Source organism: Paraburkholderia dipogonis, assembly GCF_042680985.1.
In the GTDB taxonomy this organism is placed as follows: Bacteria; Pseudomonadota; Gammaproteobacteria; order Burkholderiales; family Burkholderiaceae; genus Paraburkholderia; species Paraburkholderia phytofirmans.
Map to the genome: position 1 here is coordinate 51,415 of NZ_JBHUFR010000030.1, position 21,454 is coordinate 72,868.

General features: G+C 63.4%; 17 protein-coding genes. 11 read left to right on the top strand and 6 right to left on the bottom strand.

The window, feature by feature from the left end; translation table 11 throughout:
• Nucleotides 1-26 precede the first annotated feature (26 nt).
• The 5 genes from ACFSNN_RS32545 (at nt 27) to ACFSNN_RS32565 (ending at nt 5,904) form a co-directional block, all read left to right on the top strand.
• Complete coding sequence (locus ACFSNN_RS32545) at nt 27-377, top strand: sarcosine oxidase subunit delta (protein ID WP_134464808.1); 351 nt, start codon at nt 27-29, stop codon at nt 375-377.
• Nucleotides 374-3,376 carry a sarcosine oxidase subunit alpha family protein gene (locus tag ACFSNN_RS32550; protein ID WP_134464806.1) on the top strand — a complete coding sequence of 1,001 codons (3,003 nt, stop codon included), beginning with the start codon at nt 374-376 and terminating at the stop codon, nt 3,374-3,376. The genes ACFSNN_RS32545 and ACFSNN_RS32550 overlap by 4 nt, the downstream gene beginning before the upstream one ends.
• The gene (locus tag ACFSNN_RS32555) at nt 3,366-4,022 is read left to right on the top strand and encodes a sarcosine oxidase subunit gamma (RefSeq protein ID WP_134464804.1); all 657 of its coding nucleotides are present in this window, start codon (nt 3,366-3,368) and stop codon (nt 4,020-4,022) included. The genes ACFSNN_RS32550 and ACFSNN_RS32555 overlap by 11 nt, the downstream gene beginning before the upstream one ends.
• Nucleotides 4,023-4,079: 57 nt before the next feature.
• A complete protein-coding gene (locus ACFSNN_RS32560) occupies nt 4,080-4,343 on the top strand; it encodes a hypothetical protein (RefSeq protein ID WP_134464802.1) in 264 nt (87 codons plus the stop codon).
• A gap of 142 nt (nt 4,344-4,485) precedes the next feature.
• The gene (locus tag ACFSNN_RS32565; RefSeq protein ID WP_377689591.1) at nt 4,486-5,904 is read left to right on the top strand and encodes an MFS transporter; all 1,419 of its coding nucleotides are present in this window, start codon (nt 4,486-4,488) and stop codon (nt 5,902-5,904) included.
• Between the two features lie 45 nt (nt 5,905-5,949).
• Here ACFSNN_RS32565 and ACFSNN_RS32570 read toward each other — a convergent pair whose 3' ends face one another.
• From ACFSNN_RS32570 to betI, 5 genes are all read right to left on the bottom strand, one after another.
• Nucleotides 5,950-6,351 (bottom strand): cupin domain-containing protein, encoded by a 402-nt coding sequence (locus tag ACFSNN_RS32570; protein WP_134464798.1) that lies wholly within the window; start codon nt 6,349-6,351, stop codon nt 5,950-5,952.
• 17 nt (nt 6,352-6,368) lie between these two features.
• Nucleotides 6,369-7,535 carry a class C beta-lactamase gene (gene ampC, locus ACFSNN_RS32575; RefSeq protein ID WP_134464796.1) on the bottom strand — a complete coding sequence of 389 codons (1,167 nt, stop codon included), beginning with the start codon at nt 7,533-7,535 and terminating at the stop codon, nt 6,369-6,371.
• Between the two features lie 156 nt (nt 7,536-7,691).
• A complete protein-coding gene (gene betA / locus ACFSNN_RS32580; protein WP_134464794.1) occupies nt 7,692-9,377 on the bottom strand; it encodes a choline dehydrogenase in 1,686 nt (561 codons plus the stop codon).
• A gap of 12 nt (nt 9,378-9,389) precedes the next feature.
• Nucleotides 9,390-10,859: a betaine-aldehyde dehydrogenase gene (gene betB / locus ACFSNN_RS32585; RefSeq protein WP_134464792.1), complete on the bottom strand. Its 1,470-nt coding sequence runs from the start codon at nt 10,857-10,859 to the stop codon at nt 9,390-9,392.
• Nucleotides 10,860-10,901: 42 nt separating this feature from the next.
• A complete protein-coding gene (gene betI, locus ACFSNN_RS32590) occupies nt 10,902-11,489 on the bottom strand; it encodes a transcriptional regulator BetI (RefSeq protein ID WP_134464790.1) in 588 nt (195 codons plus the stop codon).
• A 308-nt stretch (nt 11,490-11,797) separates the two neighbouring features.
• On the opposite strand from betI, the gene fdhA reads away from it, so the two are divergent.
• On the top strand, nt 11,798-12,997 hold the full coding sequence (gene fdhA / locus ACFSNN_RS32595; RefSeq protein WP_134464788.1) for a formaldehyde dehydrogenase, glutathione-independent: 1,200 nt from the start codon (nt 11,798-11,800) through the stop codon (nt 12,995-12,997).
• 134 nt (nt 12,998-13,131) lie between these two features.
• Here the strand turns inward: fdhA and ACFSNN_RS32600 are convergent, their stop codons facing one another.
• Entirely contained in the window at nt 13,132-14,127 is a 996-nt protein-coding gene (locus tag ACFSNN_RS32600; RefSeq protein ID WP_012426937.1) for a GlxA family transcriptional regulator, read from the bottom strand.
• A gap of 442 nt (nt 14,128-14,569) precedes the next feature.
• Here ACFSNN_RS32600 and ACFSNN_RS32605 point away from each other — a divergent pair, with 442 nt between their 5' ends.
• The 5 genes from ACFSNN_RS32605 to ACFSNN_RS32625 are packed head-to-tail and all read left to right on the top strand — an operon-like array spanning nt 14,570 to nt 21,453.
• A complete protein-coding gene (locus ACFSNN_RS32605; RefSeq protein ID WP_134464786.1) occupies nt 14,570-15,844 on the top strand; it encodes a serine hydroxymethyltransferase in 1,275 nt (424 codons plus the stop codon).
• 18 nt (nt 15,845-15,862) lie between these two features.
• Nucleotides 15,863-16,834 (top strand): dipeptidase, encoded by a 972-nt coding sequence (locus ACFSNN_RS32610; RefSeq protein WP_134464784.1) that lies wholly within the window; start codon nt 15,863-15,865, stop codon nt 16,832-16,834.
• A 53-nt stretch (nt 16,835-16,887) separates the two neighbouring features.
• Nucleotides 16,888-17,424 (top strand): DUF5943 domain-containing protein, encoded by a 537-nt coding sequence (locus ACFSNN_RS32615; protein ID WP_134464782.1) that lies wholly within the window; start codon nt 16,888-16,890, stop codon nt 17,422-17,424.
• 49 nt (nt 17,425-17,473) lie between these two features.
• Entirely contained in the window at nt 17,474-19,537 is a 2,064-nt protein-coding gene (locus tag ACFSNN_RS32620) for an NADH:flavin oxidoreductase (protein ID WP_134464780.1), read from the top strand.
• A 2-nt stretch (nt 19,538-19,539) separates the two neighbouring features.
• Nucleotides 19,540-21,453, top strand: coding sequence for a (Fe-S)-binding protein (locus ACFSNN_RS32625; protein ID WP_134464778.1), 1,914 nt, complete (start codon nt 19,540-19,542; stop codon nt 21,451-21,453).
• Nucleotide 21,454 lies beyond the last annotated feature (1 nt).

Below are 21,454 nucleotides of genomic sequence, written 5' to 3' on the forward strand. Positions count from 1 at the left end.
TCACGCACTGGGACGAGGACAAAGAAATGCTAGTGATCGAATGCCCGTGGTGCGGGCCCCGCGCCGAAACCGAATTTTCCTGCGGCGGCGAAGCGGACATTGCCCGTCCGCTCGACACCGAGAAACTCACCGACCGCGAATGGGGCGACTACCTGTTCATGCGCAAGAACCCGCGCGGCGTGCATCGCGAGCAGTGGATGCACACGCAAGGCTGCCGCCGCTGGTTCAAGGCGCAGCGCGACACGGTGAGCTATGAGATCCAGGGCTACGAGACGTTCGAGCGTCCGTTGCTCGCCATGGATAGCGCCGAGGCTAACGCGCAAAACACGGCACCAAACAAGGCACAAAACACGGCACAAGAGGGCAAGGCATCATGAGCCAGAAAGACCGACTCCCGAACGGCGGCCGCATCAATCGCGCCATGCCGCTGACGTTCACCTTCAACGGCCGCCAGTACCAGGGCTATCAGGGCGACACGCTGGCTTCGGCGCTGCTCGCGAACGGCGAGCATTTCGTCGCGCGCAGCTGGAAATATCACCGGCCGCGCGGCATCGTCACGGCGGGCGTGGAAGAACCGAATGCGGTCGTGCAACTCGAAACCGGCGCATACACAGTGCCGAATGCGCGCGCGACCGAAGTCGAGCTGTATCAGGGCCTGGTGGCCACCAGCGTGAACGCGAAGCCGAGCATCGAGAAAGACCGCATGGCGGTCAACCAGAAGTTCGCGCGCTTCATTCCGGCGGGCTTCTACTACAAGACCTTCATGTGGCCGCGCAAATTCTGGCCGAAGTACGAAGAAGTGATTCGCGACGCCGCCGGTCTCGGCAAGGCGCCCGAACATACTGACGCGGACCGCTACGACAAGTGTTTTGCGCATTGCGACGTGCTGGTGGTGGGCGGTGGCCCGACCGGCCTCGCGGCCGCGCATGCCGCCGCGTTGTCCGGCGCGCGCGTGACGCTGGTCGACGATCAGCCTGAACTCGGCGGCTCGCTGCTGTCGTGCCGCGCGGAGATCGACGGCAAGCCCGCGCTGCACTGGGTGCAGAAGATCGAAGACGAATTGCGGCAGATGCCCGAAGTGAAGATCCTGTGCCGCAGCACGGCATTCGGCTATCAGGACCACAATCTCGTGACGGTGACGCAGCGGCTCACCGAACATCTGCCGGTGTCGCAACGCAAGGGCACGCGCGAACTGATGTGGAAGATCCGCGCGAAACGCGTGATTCTCGCGACCGGTGCGCACGAGCGTCCCATCGTGTTCGGCAATAACGATCTGCCGGGCGTGATGCTGGCGTCGGCCGTGTCGACCTATCTGCATCGCTATGCGGTGCTGCCGGGCCGCAACGCGGTGGTGTTCACCAATAACGACGACGGTTATCAATGCGCGCTCGATCTGAAAGCAGCCGGCGCCCAGGTGACGGTGGTCGATCCGCGCGCGAGCGAATCGAAGGGCACGCTGCCCGCTTTGGCACGCCGCTACGGCGTCAAGGTGTTGAACGGTGTCGTGATCACGGCGGCGCACGGCAAACTGCGCGTGGCGTCGGTGGACCTCGCGTCGTATTCGAACGGACAGGTCGGTGCGAAGCAGAGCGAACTTGCCTGCGATCTGCTCGCGATGTCCGGCGGCTGGAGCCCGGTGCTGCATCTGTTCGCGCAATCGGGCGGCAAGGCGCACTGGCATGACGAGAAGGCTTGCTTCGTGCCGGGCAAGGCGATGCAGCCGGAAACCAGCGTCGGCGCATGCGCGGGCGACTTCAAGCTCGGCCAGGGCATCCGTTTCGCGATGGACGCGGGCGCCGAAGCCGCGCGCGCGGCCGGTCATATCGTGGCTCGACCCAATCCGGTTCAGGTCGCCGAGATCACGGAAGCGAAGATGCTGCCGCTGTGGCTGGTGGGCGGCCGCGAGATGGCCACGCGTGGGCCGAAGCAGTTCATCGATTTCCAGAACGACGTGTCGGCTGCGGATATTTTCCTCGCGGCGCGCGAGGGCTTCGAATCGGTCGAGCACGTAAAGCGCTATACGGCAATGGGTTTCGGCACCGACCAGGGCAAGCTCGGCAACATCAACGGTATGGCGATTCTCGCGCAGGCGCTCGGCAAGACCATTCCCGAGACCGGCACCACGACCTTCCGTCCGAACTACACGCCCGTCACCTTCGGCACGTTCGCCGGCCGCGAGCTGGGTGAGTTTCTCGATCCGGTGCGCAAGACGGCGGTGCACGAATGGCACGTGGAAAACGGCGCGGCTTTCGAGGACGTCGGCAACTGGAAGCGTCCGTGGTACTACCCGAAAGCGGGTGAAGACCTGCACGCGGCGGTGGCGCGTGAATCGCTCGCGGTGCGCACGAGCGTCGGCATTCTCGATGCGTCCACGCTCGGCAAGATCGACATTCAGGGCCCCGATTCGGCGAAGCTCCTGAACTGGGTCTACACGAATCCGTGGAGCAAGCTGGAAGTTGGCAAGTGCCGCTACGGTCTGATGCTCGACGAAAACGGCATGATCTTCGACGACGGCGTGACCGTGCGCCTCGCCGACCAGCACTACATGATGACGACCACCACCGGCGGCGCGGCGCGCGTGCTGACGTGGCTCGAACGCTGGCTGCAAACCGAATGGCCGGACATGCGCGTGCGGCTCGCCTCGGTAACGGATCATTGGGCGACTTTTGCCGTGGTCGGTCCGAATAGCCGCAAGGTGCTGCAGAAGGTCTGCCAGGACATCGACTTCGCGAACGCGGCGTTCCCGTTCATGAGCTATCGGGAAGGCACGGTGGCGGGCGCGGCTTCGCGTGTGATGCGCATCAGCTTCTCGGGCGAACTGGCTTATGAAGTGAACGTGCCGGCGAACGTCGGACGCGCGGTGTGGGAAGCGCTGATGGCCGCAGGCGCCGAGTTCGACATTACGCCGTACGGCACCGAAACGATGCACGTGCTGCGCGCGGAGAAGGGCTACATCATCGTCGGCCAGGATACGGATGGCTCGATGACGCCGTACGACCTCGGCATGGGCGGGCTCGTCGCCAAGTCGAAGGACTTTCTCGGCAAGCGTTCGCTGACGCGCTCGGACACCGCGAAGGCCGGGCGCAAGCAACTGGTCGGCCTGCTCTCGGACGATCCATCGTTCGTGATACCGGAAGGCTCGCAGATCGTCGCGGGTCCGTTCCAGGGCGAGACGGCGGCGATGCTCGGCCACGTCACGTCGAGCTACTACAGCCCGATCCTGAAGCGTTCGATCGCGATGGCGGTCGTCAAGGGCGGTCTCGACAAGATCGGCGAAACGGTCACGATTCCGCTTTCGAGCGGCAAACAGATTGCAGCGAAGGTCACCAGTTCGGTGTTCTACGACAGCGAAGGAGCACGTCAACATGTGGAATGAAACGAGAGGGACGGCGTCGGTCGTGGATCGTGCTGTCGGCAAACAGACCGGCGTGTGGCAGGAATCGCCGCTGGTGGGCACGGACGCGTTGCTGAAGAAGCATCAGGCAACGGCCAACGCGGCGTTCAGATTGAACGAGCGGCCGTTTCTGGAACTCGTGAACGTGCGCGGCGATACGCGTGACGCCGCGTTCGTGCGCGCCTTTGAAAGCGTGCTCGGTTGCCGTCCGCCTGAGAAGGCGAACACCGTGGCGCGCGGCAACGGCTACGACGTGATGTGGCTCGGCCCGGACGAGTGGCTGGTGCGCTCGGCCACGGCGCACGACGCGACGCGCACCGCGCCGTTGCAGGCAAAACTCGGCGCGGCGTTCGCGGGTGTGTTCGCTTCGGCGGTGGATATCGGCAGCGGCTACACGGTGCTCGAAATCAGCGGCGCGCGCACGCGTGAAGTGCTGTCGCGCGGTTGCCCGCTCGATCTGCACCCCAAACTATTCGGCGAAGGGCAGTGCGCGCAGAGCCATTATTTCAAGGCATCAATGACGCTGCTGCCCACCGGCGCGAGCAGTTTCGATGTCATCGTGCGCCGCAGCTTCGCGGATTACTTCGTGAAGATGATGCTCGACGCGGCCGAGCCGCTGATGTCGTAAAGCGCGGCGAGTGGTCCTGTTCGAACCGCTCGCGCGTTTCATCCCTCGATATTCGCCATGACGTCGACACGTCTAGCCACCGCGCGTCTCACCGAGCGCGCGTGCCACGAAGGCGATGCCCATGCCGCGCTCGCGCTGCTCGATCAGAGCATCGTGCTGCGGCATCGGCGCATTGCGCTGATCCGCTATCTCCTCGCGCAGCAACTCGGCGCGCCGTTGCAGGCGCGTCACCATGAATACGTCGAACGGATCGCCGCACGGTTGAGCGCGGAGGCGCTCGCGCGCATTGCAAGCACCGCGCGGGCGCGTCTGCGGGCCTGAGTCTCACGATCCGCGCGCACGGAACGGCGCACCCGTTCCATCCCGATGACGTATTTCCTCTATGTCGCCGATTTATGTCGGCTTCTACTGAAAACACTCAGGAGTACCCACGCGGCACGCGCCGCATCCACCAGGGGATGACATGTCCACCGCCTATCCGCCGCGCGCGAGCGCAGCCGCCCGACTCGAACGGCTGCCGTTCTCCGGTTATCACCGGACCATTTTCATCATCATCGCCATCGCGTTCTTTTTCGATTCGGTCGATCTCGGCACGATGACCTTCGTGCTCGGTTCGATCAAGACGGAATTCGGCTTATCGACCGCGACGGCGGGGCTGGTGGCCAGCGCGAGTTTCTTCGGCATGGTGATCGGCGCGGCAATTGCCGGCTTGCTGGCGGACCGCTTCGGCCGGCGGCCTGTCTTTCAGTGGAGCATGGTGTTGTGGGGGCTCGCGTCGTATCTGTGCTCGACTGCGCACAGCGTGGAAGCGTTGATCTTTTATCGCGTGCTGCTCGGCTTCGGCATGGGCATGGAGTTTCCGATCGCGCAGACGTTGTTGTCGGAGTTCGTGCCGGCTGCGTCGCGCGGCCGTCTGATCGCGCTGATGGATGGTTTCTGGCCGCTCGGCTTCATTACTGCGGGCGTGGTGTCGTACTTTGTCTTGCCGACCTTCGGCTGGCGCACCGAGTTTGCGCTGCTCGCGATTCCCGCTGTATTCGTGTTGATCGTGCGCCGCGTCGTGCCGGAATCGCCGCGCTGGCTCGAACATCGCGGACGTTTCGGCGAAGCCGACAAGATTCTCGCCGAGGTCGAAGGGAAGGTAATGAAAGCGGCCGGGCTGAGCCAGTTGCGCGCGCCCGTCATGCTCGCGGAACCGCCGGCTGCCAAGGGCACGGGGGCGTTCCGCGAGATCTGGAGCATGGCTTACCGGCGTCGCACGATCATGGTGTGGACGCTGTGGTTCTTCGCGCTGCTCGGTTTCTATGGGCTGACGTCATGGCTCGGCGCGTTGATGCAGCAGGCAGGCTTTGCGGTGACGAAGTCGGTGCTGTACACGGTGCTGATTTCTCTCGGCGGGATTCCCGGGTTTATTTGCGCGGCGTGGCTGGTCGAACGTTGGGGACGCAAGCCGACTTGTATCGCGTCGCTCGCGGGCAGTGCGGTGATGACTTATGTGTATGGACAAACCGCGCTGCATGCTCAGACGCCGACCTTGTTGATCTGCGCCGGGCTGGCCATGCAGTTCTTCCTCTTCGCGATGTGGGCGGTGCTGTACACCTACACGCCGGAACTGTACGGGACCGGTGCGCGCGCGACGGGTTCGGGCTTCGCGTCGGCGATCGGCCGAGTAGGTTCGCTGATCGGACCTTACGTGGTGGGCGTGGTGTTGCCGATGTTCGGCCAGGGCGGCGTGTTCTCGCTCGGCGCGATGTGTTTTGTGATCGCGGCGGCGGCGGTGTGGATTTTGGGCATCGAGACGCGCGGGTTGGCGCTCGAGACGCTGGTGTCGGAGGCGGTTGAGACGGATGCGCGGGGGGTGTTGAGTCCGGCGCGGGAGTGAGCGCGTGGCTCAGGGTGCAGTCCATTGAACTGCACCCCTGGTCGTTCAATTCAGAGCGCGAACATTAAACGGCTTCCCAGGCACCCAGGCCCAAGTCGCCAGCACTTTCGCGCCCGCCGGTCCGGCGCTCGTCACGTGAACGACATTTGCCGGCATCCGGTAGCTCTCGCCGGCGTGAACGACTTGCGCCGGTCTGCCCTCGATCTGCACCGTGACTTCACCTTCGAGTACATAGGCGAGCTCCGGCCCGGTCGCCTTGTGCTTCGGTTCGGCGGCATTCGGTGGAAATTCGGCGATGCCCATGCCCATTTCGCGATCGGTTCCCGGAATGGGGACGCGTTGAAGCACCACTGTGTCTTTGGCGCCGGGCGCCTTTTCGCCGGCATTGGCCGACGGCAGATTGATGAGGACCGCAACGATCAGCGGCACGCAACGCAAGCTGTTCATGATCGAGTCGCCCCTATTCAATGCGCGGACCCGGCAAGCGCCGTCAGAATCTTATAAGCAGCAGCCACCCGATCGTCGTTCGGGAAGTTCTTGTTGGCCAGCATCACAATGCCCAACTGCTTCTCGGGCACGAAAGCCACATACGCGCCGAAGCCATTGGTCGAACCGGTCTTGTTGATCCAGACGTTTGAACGAGGCGCGAGCGGCGGCTTGATTTCGACCGCGGACGTCGCGTTCAAGACCATCGCCGATGAATTGCCCGCCAGCAATGTCTTCAGCGGGACCGGATACGCGTATTGCTCCCAGATCAGATCCTGGGTCAGCACGCCTGCCTTGAAGTAACCGGTGTGCGTGTCCGTGATCGCGCGCTGCAGTTTCGCGTCGAGTGGGACCAGATTCATGTTGGCCTGCATGAAGTGCGTCATGTCGGCGGCGGTGGATTTGACGCCGTAGGCTTCGGCTGACAGCACGCCGGGCGCCATACGGATCGGCGCACCGTCTTTCCTGTAGCCTTGCGCGTAGTCCGGGATCCGTGCTGTCGGGACGTCGATATAGCTGTTCTTCAACCCCAACGCGGGAAACATGCGCTGTTCCATCAACGCCGTGAAATCCTGCCCCATGCTTTTTGCGGTGATCAATCCGAGCGCGCCGATGCCCGGATTGGCGTAAGTCCGGCACGTGCCCGGCGCGCAACTGGGCTGCCATGCCTTGAAATACTGCATGAGTTGGTCGTTGTTATGGATTTCGTCCGGCACCTGCAAGGGCAGCCCACCGGGCGTATGCGTGCCCAGATTGACCAGCTTCACGTTGCCGAACCGGCTGCCCTGAAGAACAGGCAAATATTTGCTCGTCGTATCCGACAGGGAAAGATCGCCGCTGACCTGCGCATACGAAGCCAGCGTCGCCGTGAAGGTCTTGCTGATCGAGCCGAGTTCGAACAGCGTGTCGCGCGTAACGGGCTTGCCGGTTTCCGTGGACGCCACGCCATAGTTGTACACATAAGGCTTGCCCCCGACGATGACACCGACCGCCATGCCATGAATGCGGTCTTTCGCCATGAGCGGCTGGATCGCCGCGTCGACCGTATGTTTGATGCTGTCTTGCGTGGCATCGGCTGCGTGGCACATGGGAGCGGCCAACGCAAAGGCCACGGTTGCCGTGAGGCAGAGGGCTTTCAACTTCATCTCTCGCGTTTCCTTGAATGTCTGTCGGCAGAGGCGCTCCAAAAGGTTCTTTGAAACGCCTCGAGGCCGCACTATCCGGCTTTTGCCAGACACTGACAATCGACGATAAGTTGCGCGAGGGTAAAGAAAATCTTATGCGCGAACAAAGGCGTCAGGTCAAACCGTCGCGGTCGCCCGTTTTCTCGACGCCACGCCATTCGCCACGAAGTAGGGCGTGTCCACCCGCGCCAGCGGTTCGCGTCCACGAATCCGGTCGGCGATCTTCTCGGCCAGCATGATGGTCGGCGCGTTCAGATTGCCCGTCGTGATGCGCGGCATGATCGACGCATCCACCACGCGCAGCGCATCCATGCCGTGCACACGGCCCTCGTTATCGACCACGGCCATGTCGTCATAGCCCATCTTGCACGAACACGACGGATGAAACGCCGTCTCAGCCCGCATGCGCACGAACGTGTCGAGCTGTTCGTCGGTAGTCAGTTCCGCGCCGGGATTCAGTTCGCGGCCGCGATAACGGTCGAGCGCCGGTTGCCGCATGATCTCGCGCGTGATGCGAATGCCGTCGCGGAACTCGCGCCAGTCGAGCGGATCGGCCATGTAGTTGAACAGGATGCTCGGATGCGCGTTCGGATCGCGCGACGTGAGCTTCACGCGGCCGCGACTTGGCGAGCGCATTGAACCGACGTGCGCCTGAAAACCGTGCATCTTGATGGCGTTCGAACCGTTGTAATTGATCGCGACCGGCAGGAAGTGATACTGAATGTTGGGCCACAGATCGTCGTCGCGCGTGCGGATGAAGCCGCCGGCTTCGAACTGATTACTCGCGCCGATGCCCGTGCCTTTGAGCATCCATTCGAGTCCAATAGCCGGTTGATTCCACCACTGCAACGCCGGATAAAGCGAAACAGGCTCCTTGCACTCGTACTGGATGTACATCTCCAGATGGTCCTGCAAGTTTTCGCCGACACCAGGCAGATCGTGGACGAGCGGCACGTCGAGTTCGCGCAGCCATGTGGAGCGGCCCACGCCCGAGCGCTGCAACAATTGCGGCGACGCAATCGCGCCGCTGCACACCAGCACCTCGCGGCGCGCCAGCGCGTTCACCGCATTGCCATGATGCAGATACGCGACGCCGACCGCGCGCTTGCCCGAGAACAGCACGCGATCCGTCACGGCATGCGTGACGATGATGAGATTCTGCCGCGCCTTCGCACGATCCAGATAACCGCGCGCCGTGCTGGCGCGCCGGCCGTTCGCCGTGACCGTGCGATCCATCGGGCCGAAGCCTTCCTGCTGATAGCCGTTCAGATCGTCGGTGCGTGGAAAGCCGGCTTGCACGCCGGCTTCGACCATCGCCGCGAAGAGCGGATTGTTGCCGGGCTTGCTGGTGGTCACGTGCACGGGACCGTCGCCGCCGTGGTACGCGTTCGCTCCGGCATCGCGCGTTTCGGCCTTGCGGAAATACGGCAGGCAATCCAGATAGGTCCAGTTTTCCAGACCGGCGTGCGTGGCCCAGCCGTCGTAATCGAGCGCATTGCCGCGGATATAGCACATGCCGTTGATCAGCGACGATCCGCCGAGCCCCTTGCCGCGCCCGCATTCCATGCGCCGGTTGTTCATATGCGGCTCGGGGTCCGTTTCGTACGCCCAGTTATAGCGGCGTCCCTGTAGCGGAAAGGCGAGCGCGGCCGGCATCTGCGTGCGGAAGTCGAAGCGATAGTCGGGGCCGCCCGCTTCCAGCAGCAGCACGGTGACGTCCGCGTCTTCGGTGAGGCGCGAAGCGAGCACGTTGCCCGCCGAACCCGCGCCCACGATGATGTAGTCGTATTCGTTCGCAGCCATCGCGCGCTCTCCTTAGAACACCGGTTGATAGGGGCCGAGTTCGACCTGCACGGACTTGATGCGCGTGTAGTGCTCGAGCGTGGTGATGCCGTTTTCGCGGCCTACGCCTGACTGCTTGTAGCCGCCCACCGGCATTTCCGCGGGCGACTCGCCCCACGTATTGATCCAGCAGATACCCGCTTCCAGACGATGAATCACGCGATGCGCACGCGCCAAGTTCTCTGTGACGACGCCCGCGGCAAGACCATAAGCGGTGTGGTTCGCGCGCGCGACGGCTTCGTCTTCGTCGTCGAAAACGAGAATGCTCATCACCGGCCCGAAGATTTCTTCGCGGACGATGCGCATGTCGTCACGGCAGTCGGCGAACACGGTCGGCTCGACGTACTGGCCATTTGCGAAATGGCCCTCGGTGAGACGCTTGCCGCCTGCCACGAGCCGCGCGCCTTCCTGCCTGCCACTTTCAATGTAGCCCAGCACCTTCTGCAATTGCGCGGCGCTCACCAGCGGGCCGAAGTTGGTGGCGGCGTCGGTGGGCGCGCCCACGCGAATGCGCTTGACGCGTTCCAGCACCAGGGCCTCGAAACGTTCGAGCACGCCGCGTTGCACGAACACGCGCGTGCCGTTGGTGCACACTTGGCCGGAGCTGAAGAAGTTGCCGCTCATGGCGATGTCGGCGGCGCGTTCCAGGTTGGCGTCGTCGAACACGAGCAGGGGCGACTTGCCGCCAAGTTCCATCGTCACTTCTTTCAGCGACGACGCGCCCGCCATCGACATCACCTTCTTGCCCGTTTCCACGCCGCCGGTGAATGAAATTTTCTCGATGTCCGGATGCGCGGCGAGCATCGCGCCGACGCGTCCGTCGCCTTGCACGACATTGAACACGCCTGCGGGCACGCCGGCTTCGGTATAGATCTCGGCGAGTTTCAGCGCCGACAGTGGCGTGATCTCGCTCGGCTTGAAGATCATTGCGTTGCCGGCCGCGAGCGCGGGCGCCGACTTCCAGCACGCAATCTGGATCGGGTAGTTCCATGCGCCGATGCCCGCGCAAACGCCGAGCGGCTCACGCCGCGTATAGACGAACGACGTGGGCCGCAGCGGAATCTGCTGTCCCTCGATCGCAGTGGCGAGCCCCGCGTAGTACTCGATCACGTCCGCGCCGGTGACGATATCCACCGCGAGGGTTTCAGCAATCGGCTTGCCGGTGTCGCGCGTTTCGAGCGCGGCGAGTTCGTCGTTGCGCTCGCGCAGAAGCTCGACGGCGCGGCGCAGAATGCGCGACCGCTGCATGGCCGTGAGCGCAGCCCATTCGCGTTGGCCTTGCTGTGCGGATCGTACGGCGCGATCGACGTCGGCCGCCGCGGCCTGCTGCACGCTCGCGAGCGTTTCGCCGGTGGCGGGGTCGAGCGTGTCGAAGGTTTCGCCACTGGTGGCGTCGACATAGCCTCCGCCGATATAGAGACGTTGCGTTGCGAATACCGCCATGACTTGCTCCTTTCTGAAGATGTCGCCGGTCCGGCTACGTGCTTACTCGCGCGAGGCGAGGACCAGATCGATATAGTCGTTGGCCACGCGCAGCGCGGCTTTGGTGTCGAAGGGCTCGCCCGAGAGCGCGCCGCGCAGCCACAAGCCATCGATCAGCGCGGCGAGGCCGCTCGCCGCACGGCGCGCCGCGGCACGCGGCATGGCTTTGGAAAAATCCGCGCACAGATTCGAGTTCAGGCGGCGCGTGTTCACGTACTGCAGCCGCCGCAATGGCGGCTTGTGCATGCTCTCGGACCAGAACGCGAGCCAGGTTTTCATGACCGGGCCGCTGGTCTGCTCGGCGTCGAAATTCGCGGCGACCACCGCGCGTAACTTCGAACGCGGGTCAGCTCTCGCCGCACGGCGCCGGCGCGACGTGGCCTGCCACAGATCGCGCAGCACGTGACGCATGGTGGCTTCGAGCAAGCCGTCCTTGTCGCCGAAATAGTGGCTGACGATGCCGGTGGAAATGCTCGCGCGCTGCGCCACCGAAGCCAGCGTGGCGCCCGCGAGACCGGTCTGGTCGATCGTGTGGAGCGTGGCGTCGATCAACTGCGCGCGGCGGATTTCGCGCATTCCGAGCTTGGGCATGGTGCGGGCGCTAATAGCTGGGGTTGCTGTGGTTGGTTCCAGGCGGACTGCCGAAGACGAAAGCGGCCCGCTCAAATGGATTCGAACGGCCATGGTAGTTTTTTTATATTGAACGGTCAATCAATAAAAAGCCAAGTGCATCAGCGTGGACAAGGGCTGCGGCCGCCGTGTCGGTTCCGGCCAAACCTATGTCGCGTTCGGCACATGCGCTCGGTTCACTGGGCGCTACCCTCGTTGAACGGCGTGCTTAAACGGACTGGGCGAACCGGGTGAACCGGGCGCGCCGCTCACAGACATGGAGACAGACAATGAGCAGCAATCGCGGCGTCGTGTATCTAGGGCAGGGCAAGGTGGAAGTGCAGTCGATCGACTTTCCGAAGATGGTCGATCCGCGTGGCCGGTCGATCGGTCACGGCGTGATCCTGAAGGTGGTGAGCACGAATATTTGCGGCTCGGATCAGCACATGGTGCGCGGCCGCACGACCGCCGAAGTCGGCCTCGTGCTAGGCCATGAGATTACCGGCGAGGTGATCGAGGTGGGCCGGGACGTGGAAACGCTGAAGGTCGGCGATCTCGTCTCGGTGCCGTTCAACGTGGCCTGCGGACGCTGTCCGACCTGCAAGGCGCAACATACCGGCGTGTGTCTGAACGTGAATCCGTCGCGCGCGGGCGGCGCGTATGGTTACGTGGACATGGGCGGCTGGATCGGCGGCCAGGCCGAATACGTACTGGTGCCGTACGCCGACTTCAACCTGCTGAAATTCCCCGACCATGCGCAGGCCATGGCGAAAATCCGCGACCTTACGTGTCTGTCCGACATTTTGCCGACCGGCTATCACGGCGCGGTGATGGCCGGCGTGAAGCCCGGCGCTACCGTGTATATCGCGGGCGCGGGTCCGGTGGGCATGGCGGCTGCCGCTTCGGCGCGTTTGCTGGGCGCGGCCTGCACGATCGTCGGTGACATGAACGAGGAGCGTCTCGCGCACGCGCGCAAGATGGGCTTTCAGACCATCGATCTGTCGAAGGACGCCACGCTCGGCGAGCAGATCGAGCAGATTCTCGGCAAGCCCGAAGTGGACTGCGCGGTCGACTGCGTCGGCTTCGAAGCGCATGGCCACGGTAGCAGCGGTTCGCACGAGGAAGCGCCGGCCACCGTGCTCAACTCGCTGATGGAAATCACGCGGGCCGCGGGCGCGATCGGCATTCCGGGTCTGTACGTCACGGACGATCCGGGCGCCACCGATGCCGCCGCGCGCAAAGGCAGCCTGAGCATCCGCTTCGGTCTGGGCTGGGCCAAGTCGCACTCGTTCCATACCGGACAGACGCCGGTGATGAAGTACAACCACAATCTCATGCAGGCGATCTTGTGGGATCGCTTGCCGATTGCGGATATCGTCAACGTGACCGTGGTGTCGCTCGACCAGGCGCCTGATGGCTATCGCCAGTTCGATGGCGGCGCGCCGAAGAAGTTTGTGATCGATCCGCACGGGTTGTTGAAGGCGGCTTGATCGCGCCATGAGGTGGCGGCGGGACTGCATGCGCAGTCTCGCGCAGCGCTACAAAAAAAACGCGTTGAACGGAGAACCGCTCAACGCGTTTCTTTTTATGGCCGCGTATTCAACCTGTCAAGCGATCAGCCGCCTCAGGCCGCCAGCACCGGCACCGCAGCGAGCGACGGCGCCTGCTTGCGTCGTTCACGCGTCGGCGCCGTGCCGAACGCGTCGCGATAGCTCTTCGAGAAGTGGCACGCCGACTGAAATCCGCATGCCATCGTGATGTGCATGATCGACATATCCGTTTGCAGCAGCAACTCGCGCGCGCGCCGCAAGCGCAGGGTCAGGTAGTAATGCGTCGGCGTCATGCCCAGATGTTCGCGGAACAAACGCTGCAATTGTCGTTGCGACATGCCGGCGAGCCGCGCCAGTTCTTCGCGCGAGAGCGGCTCTTCGATATTGTTCTCCATCAGCGAGATCACTTCGAAGAGCGACTTGTTGGCCGAGCCGAGCCGCGCCACCAGCGGCATTTTCTGTTGCGCGCTGGTATCGCGCACATGTTCGACGATGAATTGCTCGGCGATCTGCGTAACGCGTGCCGTGCCCACGCGCGGCGCGATCAGGTTCAGCATCATGTCGAGCGGCGCGACACCGCCCGTGCATGTCACGCGATCGCGGTCCACCACGAACAGTTCTTTCAGAAAGCGCGTGTCGGGAAACTCTTCCTTGAGCGCCGACATGTTCTCCCAGTGAATCGCGCACGCATAACCGGCCAGCAAACCGGCGCGCGCCAGCGCATAGGTGCCGGTGCACAGGCTGCCGAGCACACAGCCGAGCCGGGCGAAGCGGCGCAGTGCAGAAAGATGGGCCGGCGTGGTGGCGCGTTGCACGTCGATGCCGCCGACCACGAACACGATGTCCGGCTGGCCGACACATTCGACCGGCCCCGTGTCGACCGACAAACCATTGCTGGCCATGACCGGGCCGCCGTCCGGACTCACGATCGACCAGCGGTAAAGCGTTTGGCCCGTGAGGTAGTTCGCCATGCGCAGGACTTCAATAGCGTTGGTGAACGCAATCATGGTGAAGTTGGGAACCGGCATGAATGCGAAATGCGACAACGACGCCGTGCGATCGGTGGACATGAGAGGAATGATTCCTTCGAATCTGTAATGTCACGTCGCCGTGGGGAGCAGCGACTTCTTCAATTTTGAGGACTAGGGCAACTACCGTGCCATCAGGCTAAACCCTCGGTTGGCCCGTCTTCGGCTCGGATAGCTAGACAAATGGCACCACGACGGCGCCGTAGCGGTCTGCTTGCGCACCCGAAGCGCGCACGAGGTACGCGTGCAGTGCAACATGGGCGCGAGTTCAGCACGATCGTTCGGCAGGTGGAGAGAGCGCGTTAGCGCCGACTTGTGAAAAAAGGACGTGTATGGCGGAAAAGGCAAAGAACGCGTCTGAATTCATAAATTGACCGGCGAGGCAAGCGTCAAGAATAGACGCAATGCACACCGGTAGCTGCAGGGGCGAAGCAAAGCCCAGACGCGGCTTCCGGCTTTCCGTCAACGACTCCACGGACCTTCCATGTCGAACCCGAATCCTTTCTTCGAAGCAACGCTCGCCACGCGCGACACGGCGGTGCGCGGCGCCATTCTGAAAGAGCTCGAGCGCCAGCAGTCGCAAGTCGAACTGATCGCGTCGGAAAACATCGTGTCGCGCGCGGTGCTCGAAGCGCAGGGCTCGGTGCTGACCAACAAGTATGCGGAAGGCTATCCGGGAAAGCGTTACTACGGCGGTTGCGAATACGCCGACGTGGTCGAAACGCTGGCGCTCGATCGCATCAAGCAACTCTTCAACGCGAAATTCGCCAACGTGCAGCCGCACTCCGGCGCGCAGGCGAACGGCGCAGTGATGCTCGCGCTGGTGAAGCCGGGCGACACCGTGCTCGGCATGTCGCTCGACGCGGGCGGCCACCTCACGCACGGGGCCAAGCCGGCCATGTCCGGCAAGTGGTTCAACGCGGTGCAGTACGGCGTGAATCGCGACACGATGCTGATCGACTACGAGCAGATCGAGGAACTCGCGCAGCAGCATCAACCCGCGCTGCTGATCGCGGGCTTCTCGGCTTATCCGCGAGCGCTGGATTTTGCACGGCTGCGCGCGATCGCCGACAGCGTCGGCGCAAAGTTGATGGTGGATATGGCGCACATCGCCGGCATCATCGCGGCGGGTCGCCATCAGAACCCGGTGGAATACGCACACGTGGTCACGTCGACCACGCACAAGACACTGCGCGGCCCGCGCGGCGGCTTTGTGTTGACGAACGACGAAGACATCGCGAAGAAGATCAACTCCGCCGTATTTCCCGGCTTGCAGGGCGGCCCGCTGATGCATGTGATCGCCGGCAAGGCGGTCGCGTTCGGCGAGGCGCTGGAACCGGGCTTCAAGACGTATATCGACAGCGTGCTCGCCAATGCGCAGGCGCTCGGCGAAGTGCTCAAGGCAGGCGGCGTCGATCTGGTCACGGGCGGCACGGACAACCATCTGCTGCTGGTCGATCTGCGGCCGAAGGGCCTCAAAGGCAATCAGGTCGAGCAGGCCCTGGAACGAGCGGGCATCACCTGCAACAAGAACGGTATTCCCTTCGATAGCGAGAAGCCGACGGTCACTTCCGGCATTCGCCTGGGCACGCCCGCGGGCACCACGCGCGGCTTCGGCGTCAGCGAGTTCCGCGAAATCGGCCGGCTGATCGTCGAGGTGCTCGACGCGCTGCGCGATCATCCCGAAGGCCATGCCGCCACCGAACAACGCGTGCGCCGCGAGATTTTCGCGCTGTGCGAACGCTTTCCCATCTACTGAGTACGCCTGGAGCAAACGATGAGCACATTGCACGACAACAGCATCATCATCGACGGTCTGAACATTTCGAAGTTCGAGCGCTCAGTGTTCGAAGACATGCGCAAGGGCGGCGTGACCGCGGTGAATTGCACGGTCTCGGTCTGGGAAAGCTTCCAGAAGACCGTCGACAACATCGCCGAAATGAAGCAGCAGATTCGCGAGTACGGCGAGATCCTCACGCTCGTGCGCACCACGGACGACATTTTGCGCGCGAAGAAGGAGAACAAGACAGGCATCATTTTCGGCTTCCAGAACGCGCACGCTTTCGAGGACAACCTCGGCTATATCGAGGCGTTCAAGGACCTCGGCGTGAACGTGGTGCAACTTTGCTACAACACGCAGAACCTCGTGGGCACCGGTTGCTATGAGCGCGACGGCGGTCTCTCGGGCTACGGCCGCGAAGTGATCCAGGAGATGAACCGCGTCGGCATCATGGTCGATCTCTCGCACGTGGGCGGCAAGACTTCTTCTGAGGCGATCGCGGCTTCGAACAAACCGGTGTGCTACTCGCATTGCTGCCCGTCGGGGCTGAAAGAGCATCCGCGCAACAAGAGCGACGAGCAACTGAAAGAGATCGCGGACGCGGGCGGTTTCGTCGGCGTGACGATGTTCGCGCCGTTTCTCAAGCGCGGCGCGGACGCGACCGTCGAAGACTATATCGAAGCGATCGAGTATGTGGTGAATCTGATTGGTGAAGATCAGGTCGGCATCGGCACCGATTTCACGCAAGGCTACAGCACCGAGTTCTTCGACTGGATCACGCACGACAAGGGCCGTTATCGTCAATTGACGAACTTCGGCAAGGTGGTGAATCCGGAAGGCATCCGCACGATCGGCGAGTTTCCGAATCTGACGGCCGCCATGGAGCGCGCAGGCTGGAGCGAAACGCGCATCAAGAAGATCATGGGTGAAAACTGGGTACGGGTGTTCGGCGAAGTCTGGAAGGTGTGACGTTCCAGCGCTGACGAAACCTCACTCGCACACATAAGAAACGGAGTCTCCACATGCAACCCCAACTGCCTATCGACGTCGATGCGAACACCGGCGTCTGGACCACCGACGCGCTGCCCATGCTGTATGTGCCGCGCCATTTCTTCACCAACAACCACACCGCCGTGGAAGAAGCGCTCGGCCTCGATACGTATGCCGAGATTCTCTACAAAGCCGGCTACAAGTCGGCGTATTTCTGGTGCGACAAGGAAGCGAAGCAGCACGGCCTTGCCGGCATGGCGGTATTCGAGCACTACCTGAAGCGTCTTTCGCAGCGCGGCTGGGGCATCTTCAGGATCACCGAAGCCGATCCGTCGAGCTCGCATGCGCGCATCGAACTGCATCACTCGTCGTTCGTGCTGGCACAGCCGGGCAAGGTCGGCAAGCTGTGCTACATGTTCGCCGGCTGGTTCGCGGGCGCGATGGACTGGGTCAACGACACCGCGCCGGACGCGTCGCGCAAGGGCCCGCCGTCGCATTCGAGAGAAGCGCAATGCGCGGCCGAGCATCACGACCACTGCGTGTTCGAAGTATCGCCGCTGGCTTCCTGACCGCGCACAGCACAGCGCAAAAAAGCACTCCATTCCGAGGTCGATCGCGATGCGTTACCCGAACCTTTTCAAGCCTCTCACGCTGAACAAGCTGACCTTGCGCAACCGCATCGTCAGTACCGCGCACGCGGAGGTCTATGCGGAACCGGGCGGCCTGCCCGGCGACCGTTATATCCGTTACTACGAAGAGAAGGCCAAGGGCGGCGTCGGCCTCGCAGTATGCGGCGGCTCGAGTCCGGTGTCGATCGACAGCCCGCAAGGCTGGTGGAAGTCGGTGAATCTGTCGACCGACAAGATCATCGATCCGCTCGCGCGGCTCGCCGAAGCGATGCACACGCACGGCGCGAAAATCATGATTCAGGCCACGCACATGGGACGCCGCTCGGCGTTTCACGGCGAGCATTGGCCGCATCTGATGTCGCCGTCCGGCGTGCGTGAGCCGGTGCATCGCGGCAACGCCAAGATCATCGAAGTCGAGGAAATCCGCCGCATCATCAGCGATTTCGCGGCGGCTGCGAAGCGCGTGAAAGACGCGGGCATGGATGGCGTGGAAATCTCGGCGGCGCACCAGCATCTGATCGATCAGTTCTGGAGCCCGCGCACCAACTTCCGCACCGACGAATGGGGCGGCTCGCTCGAAAACCGCCTGCGTTTCGGCACGGAAGTATTGAAGGCCGTGCGTGAAGCAGTCGGCGCGGACTTCTGCGTTGGCTTGCGCATGTGCGGCGACGAGTTCCATGAAGACGGGCTCGATCACGAACAACTGAAGGAAATCGCCCAGGCCATGAGTGAGACAGGCCTGATCGATTACCTCGGTGTGATCGGCTCGGGCGCGGACACGCATAACACGCTGGCCAACTGCATGCCGCCGATGGCGCTGCCGCCCGAACCGTTCGTGCATCTGGCGGCCGGCATCAAGTCGGTGGTGAAGCTGCCCGTCATGCACGCGCAAAGCATTCGCGACGCGGGCCAGGCCGAGCGCCTGCTCGCCAGCGGCATGGTCGATCTGGTCGGCATGACGCGCGCGCAGATTGCGGATCCGCATATGGTCATCAAGATCCGCGATGGCCGCGAGGACGAAATCAAGCAATGCGTCGGCGCGAATTATTGCATCGACCGCCAGTACAACGGACTCGACGTGCTGTGCGTGCAGAACGCCGCGACCTCGCGTGAAGAAACGATGCCGCACGTGATCGCCAAAACGCGCGGGCCGAAGCGCAAGGTCGTCGTGGTCGGCGCGGGTCCGGCGGGACTCGAAGCGGCACGCGTGGCAAAGTCGCGCGGTCACGACGTGGTGCTGTTCGAGAAGAACGACTACGTCGGCGGACAGATCATGCTGGCCGCGAAAGCGCCGCAACGCGAACAGATGGCGGGCATCGTGCGCTGGTTCGACATGGAAACGAAGCGTCTCGGTGTGGACCGGCGCCTCGGTGTCGCCGCCGACGAGAAAGCCATCATGGCCGAAAAGCCGGACATTGTGGTGCTTGCCACGGGCGGCTCGGCGTTCACATCGCAAGTGGCGGCATGGGGCGTCGATACAGGGCTTGCCGTGAGTTCGTGGGATGTGCTTTCGGGCAAGGTCGAGCCGGGCAAGAACGTGCTGGTGTACGACGGCGTCAGCACGCATGCCGGCGCGGGCGTGGCCGATTTCATGTCGAGCCGCGGTTCGAACGTCGAGATTGTGACGCCCGACGTGAAGGTCGCCGACGACGTAGGCGGCACCACGTTCCCGATTTTCTATCGCCGGCTCTACGCGCAAGGCGTGATCCACACGCCGAACTACTGGCTCGACAAGGTCTACGAGGAAGACGGCAAGAAAATCGCCGTGATCCGCAACGAGTACACCGAGGAGCAGGAAGAGCGCGCGGTGGATCAAGTGGTGATCGAGAACGGCAGCACGCCGAACGACGAGTTGTACTGGAAGCTCAAGCCGGAGTCGGTCAATCTCGGTCAGGTGGACGTGCATAAGCTGTTCGCCTCCGAGCCGCAACCGTCTTTGAGCGAAGAACTCGGCAATGGCCGCTTCCTGCTGTTCCGTGTCGGCGACTGCATTTCCATGCACAACATTCACGGCGCGATCTACGACGCGCTGCGCCTTTGCAAGGATTTCTGACGATGAGCCCCGTGTTTGTCATCACCGTCCTGCTGTGGTTGTCGGTGGCTGGTCTGGCGTTCGCGCTCCTCAAACGCGCCGCGTATTGGCGCGAGGGCCGCGCGACGGCGGCGGGCGCGTACGGCTGGACCAATCTGCTGTCGATTCCCAAGCGCTACTTCGTGGATCTGCATCACGTGGTGGCACGCGATCCGTACATCGCCAAAACGCACGTGGCGACCGCGGGCGGCGCGATCCTCGCGATGGCGCTGGTGTTCGTCAACTATGGGCTGGCGATCTATTCGCCGTGGCTCGACAAGCTGATCTTCCTCGCGGCGCTCGTGATGCTGGTCGGCGCGGTGTTCGTCTGGCGCCGTCGCCACGGCGCGAAAGCGGTGCCGGCCAGGCTCTCGCGCGGACCTTGGGATCATTTGCCGTTGTTGCTCGGTTCGTTCGCACTCGGTCTCGCGCTCTTCGTCGCGTTGCCGGCTGGCGCGATGTCGGGCGCGCTGGCGATCATCGTCGCGCTGCTGATCGCGGCGGGTGCGTTCGCGATGACGTTCGGCGCGGCGCGCGGCGGGCCGATGAAGCATGCGCTCGCCGGTCTGCTGCACCTTGCGTTTCATCCGCGCCAGGAGCGTTTTGCCGAGCGCAATGACACCGACGTGGTGCCGCCGACCGCATTGAAAGCGCCGCTGCTCGACGCGAAAGAATACGGTGTCGGCAAGCCGGTCGAGTTTCGCTGGAATCAGTTGCTCAGTTTCGATGCGTGCGTGCAGTGCGGCAAGTGCGAAGCGGCCTGTCCCGCGTTCGCCGCCGGTCAGCCGCTCAATCCGAAGAAGCTGATTCAGGATCTGGTCACCGGCATGGTGGGCGGCACGGACGCGCAATACGCGGGCAGTCCCACGCCGGGCATTCCGGTCGGCAAGCATGCCGGCGCGCCCGACAAGCCACTCATCTCGACGATGATCGAAGCGGACACGCTGTGGTCCTGCACGACCTGCCGCGCGTGCGTGCAGGAATGCCCGATGCTGATCGAACACGTCGACGCGATCGTGGATATGCGCCGCAATCAGACGCTGGTGGAAGGCAGTGTGCCGGGCAAAGGCCCGATCACGCTTGCCAACCTGCGCGAGACGGGCAGCTCGAACGGCTACGACATCGGCGCGCGCTACGACTGGGCCGTCGATCTGCAGGTGCAGGTCGCGCAGCCGGGACGTCCGGTGGACGTGCTGCTGATTGCCGGCGAAGGCGCGTTCGACATGCGCTATCAACGCACGCTGCGCGCGTTGGTCAAAGTGCTGAATCGCGCGGGCATCGACTACGCGGTGCTGGGCGGTGTGGAAACCGATACCGGCGACACGGCGCGGCGTCTCGGCGATGAAGCCACCTTCCAGCAACTCGCGCTGAAGCTGATCGGCACGCTCTCGCAGTACTCGTTCCGCAAGATCGTCACCGCCGATCCGCACGTGCTGCATAGCCTGCGCAATGAATATCGCGCGCTCGGCGGTTTCTACGAAGTGCAGCATCACACGGCGCTGATCGAGCAACTGGTCGCGAGCGGCAAGCTGACGCCGCGCGCGGTCGCCGCCTTCGCGGACCGCAAGATCACGTATCACGACCCGTGCTATCTGGGCCGCTATAACGGTGAGACCGAAGCGCCGCGCAAGCTGTTGAAGACCATCGGCATCAAGGTCGTGGAGATGGAGCGTAACGGCATGCGCGGACGTTGCTGCGGCGGTGGCGGCGGCGCGCCCTTGACCGATATTCCGGGCAAGCGGCGTATTCCGGATATCCGTATCGACGACGCGAAAACCGTCGGCGCGGAGATCGTCGCGGTGGGCTGTCCGAATTGCACGGCGATGCTCGAAGGCGTGGTCGGCCCGCGTCCGGAAGTGCTGGACGTCGCCGAACTGGTTGCAGCGGCGCTGGAGTAAC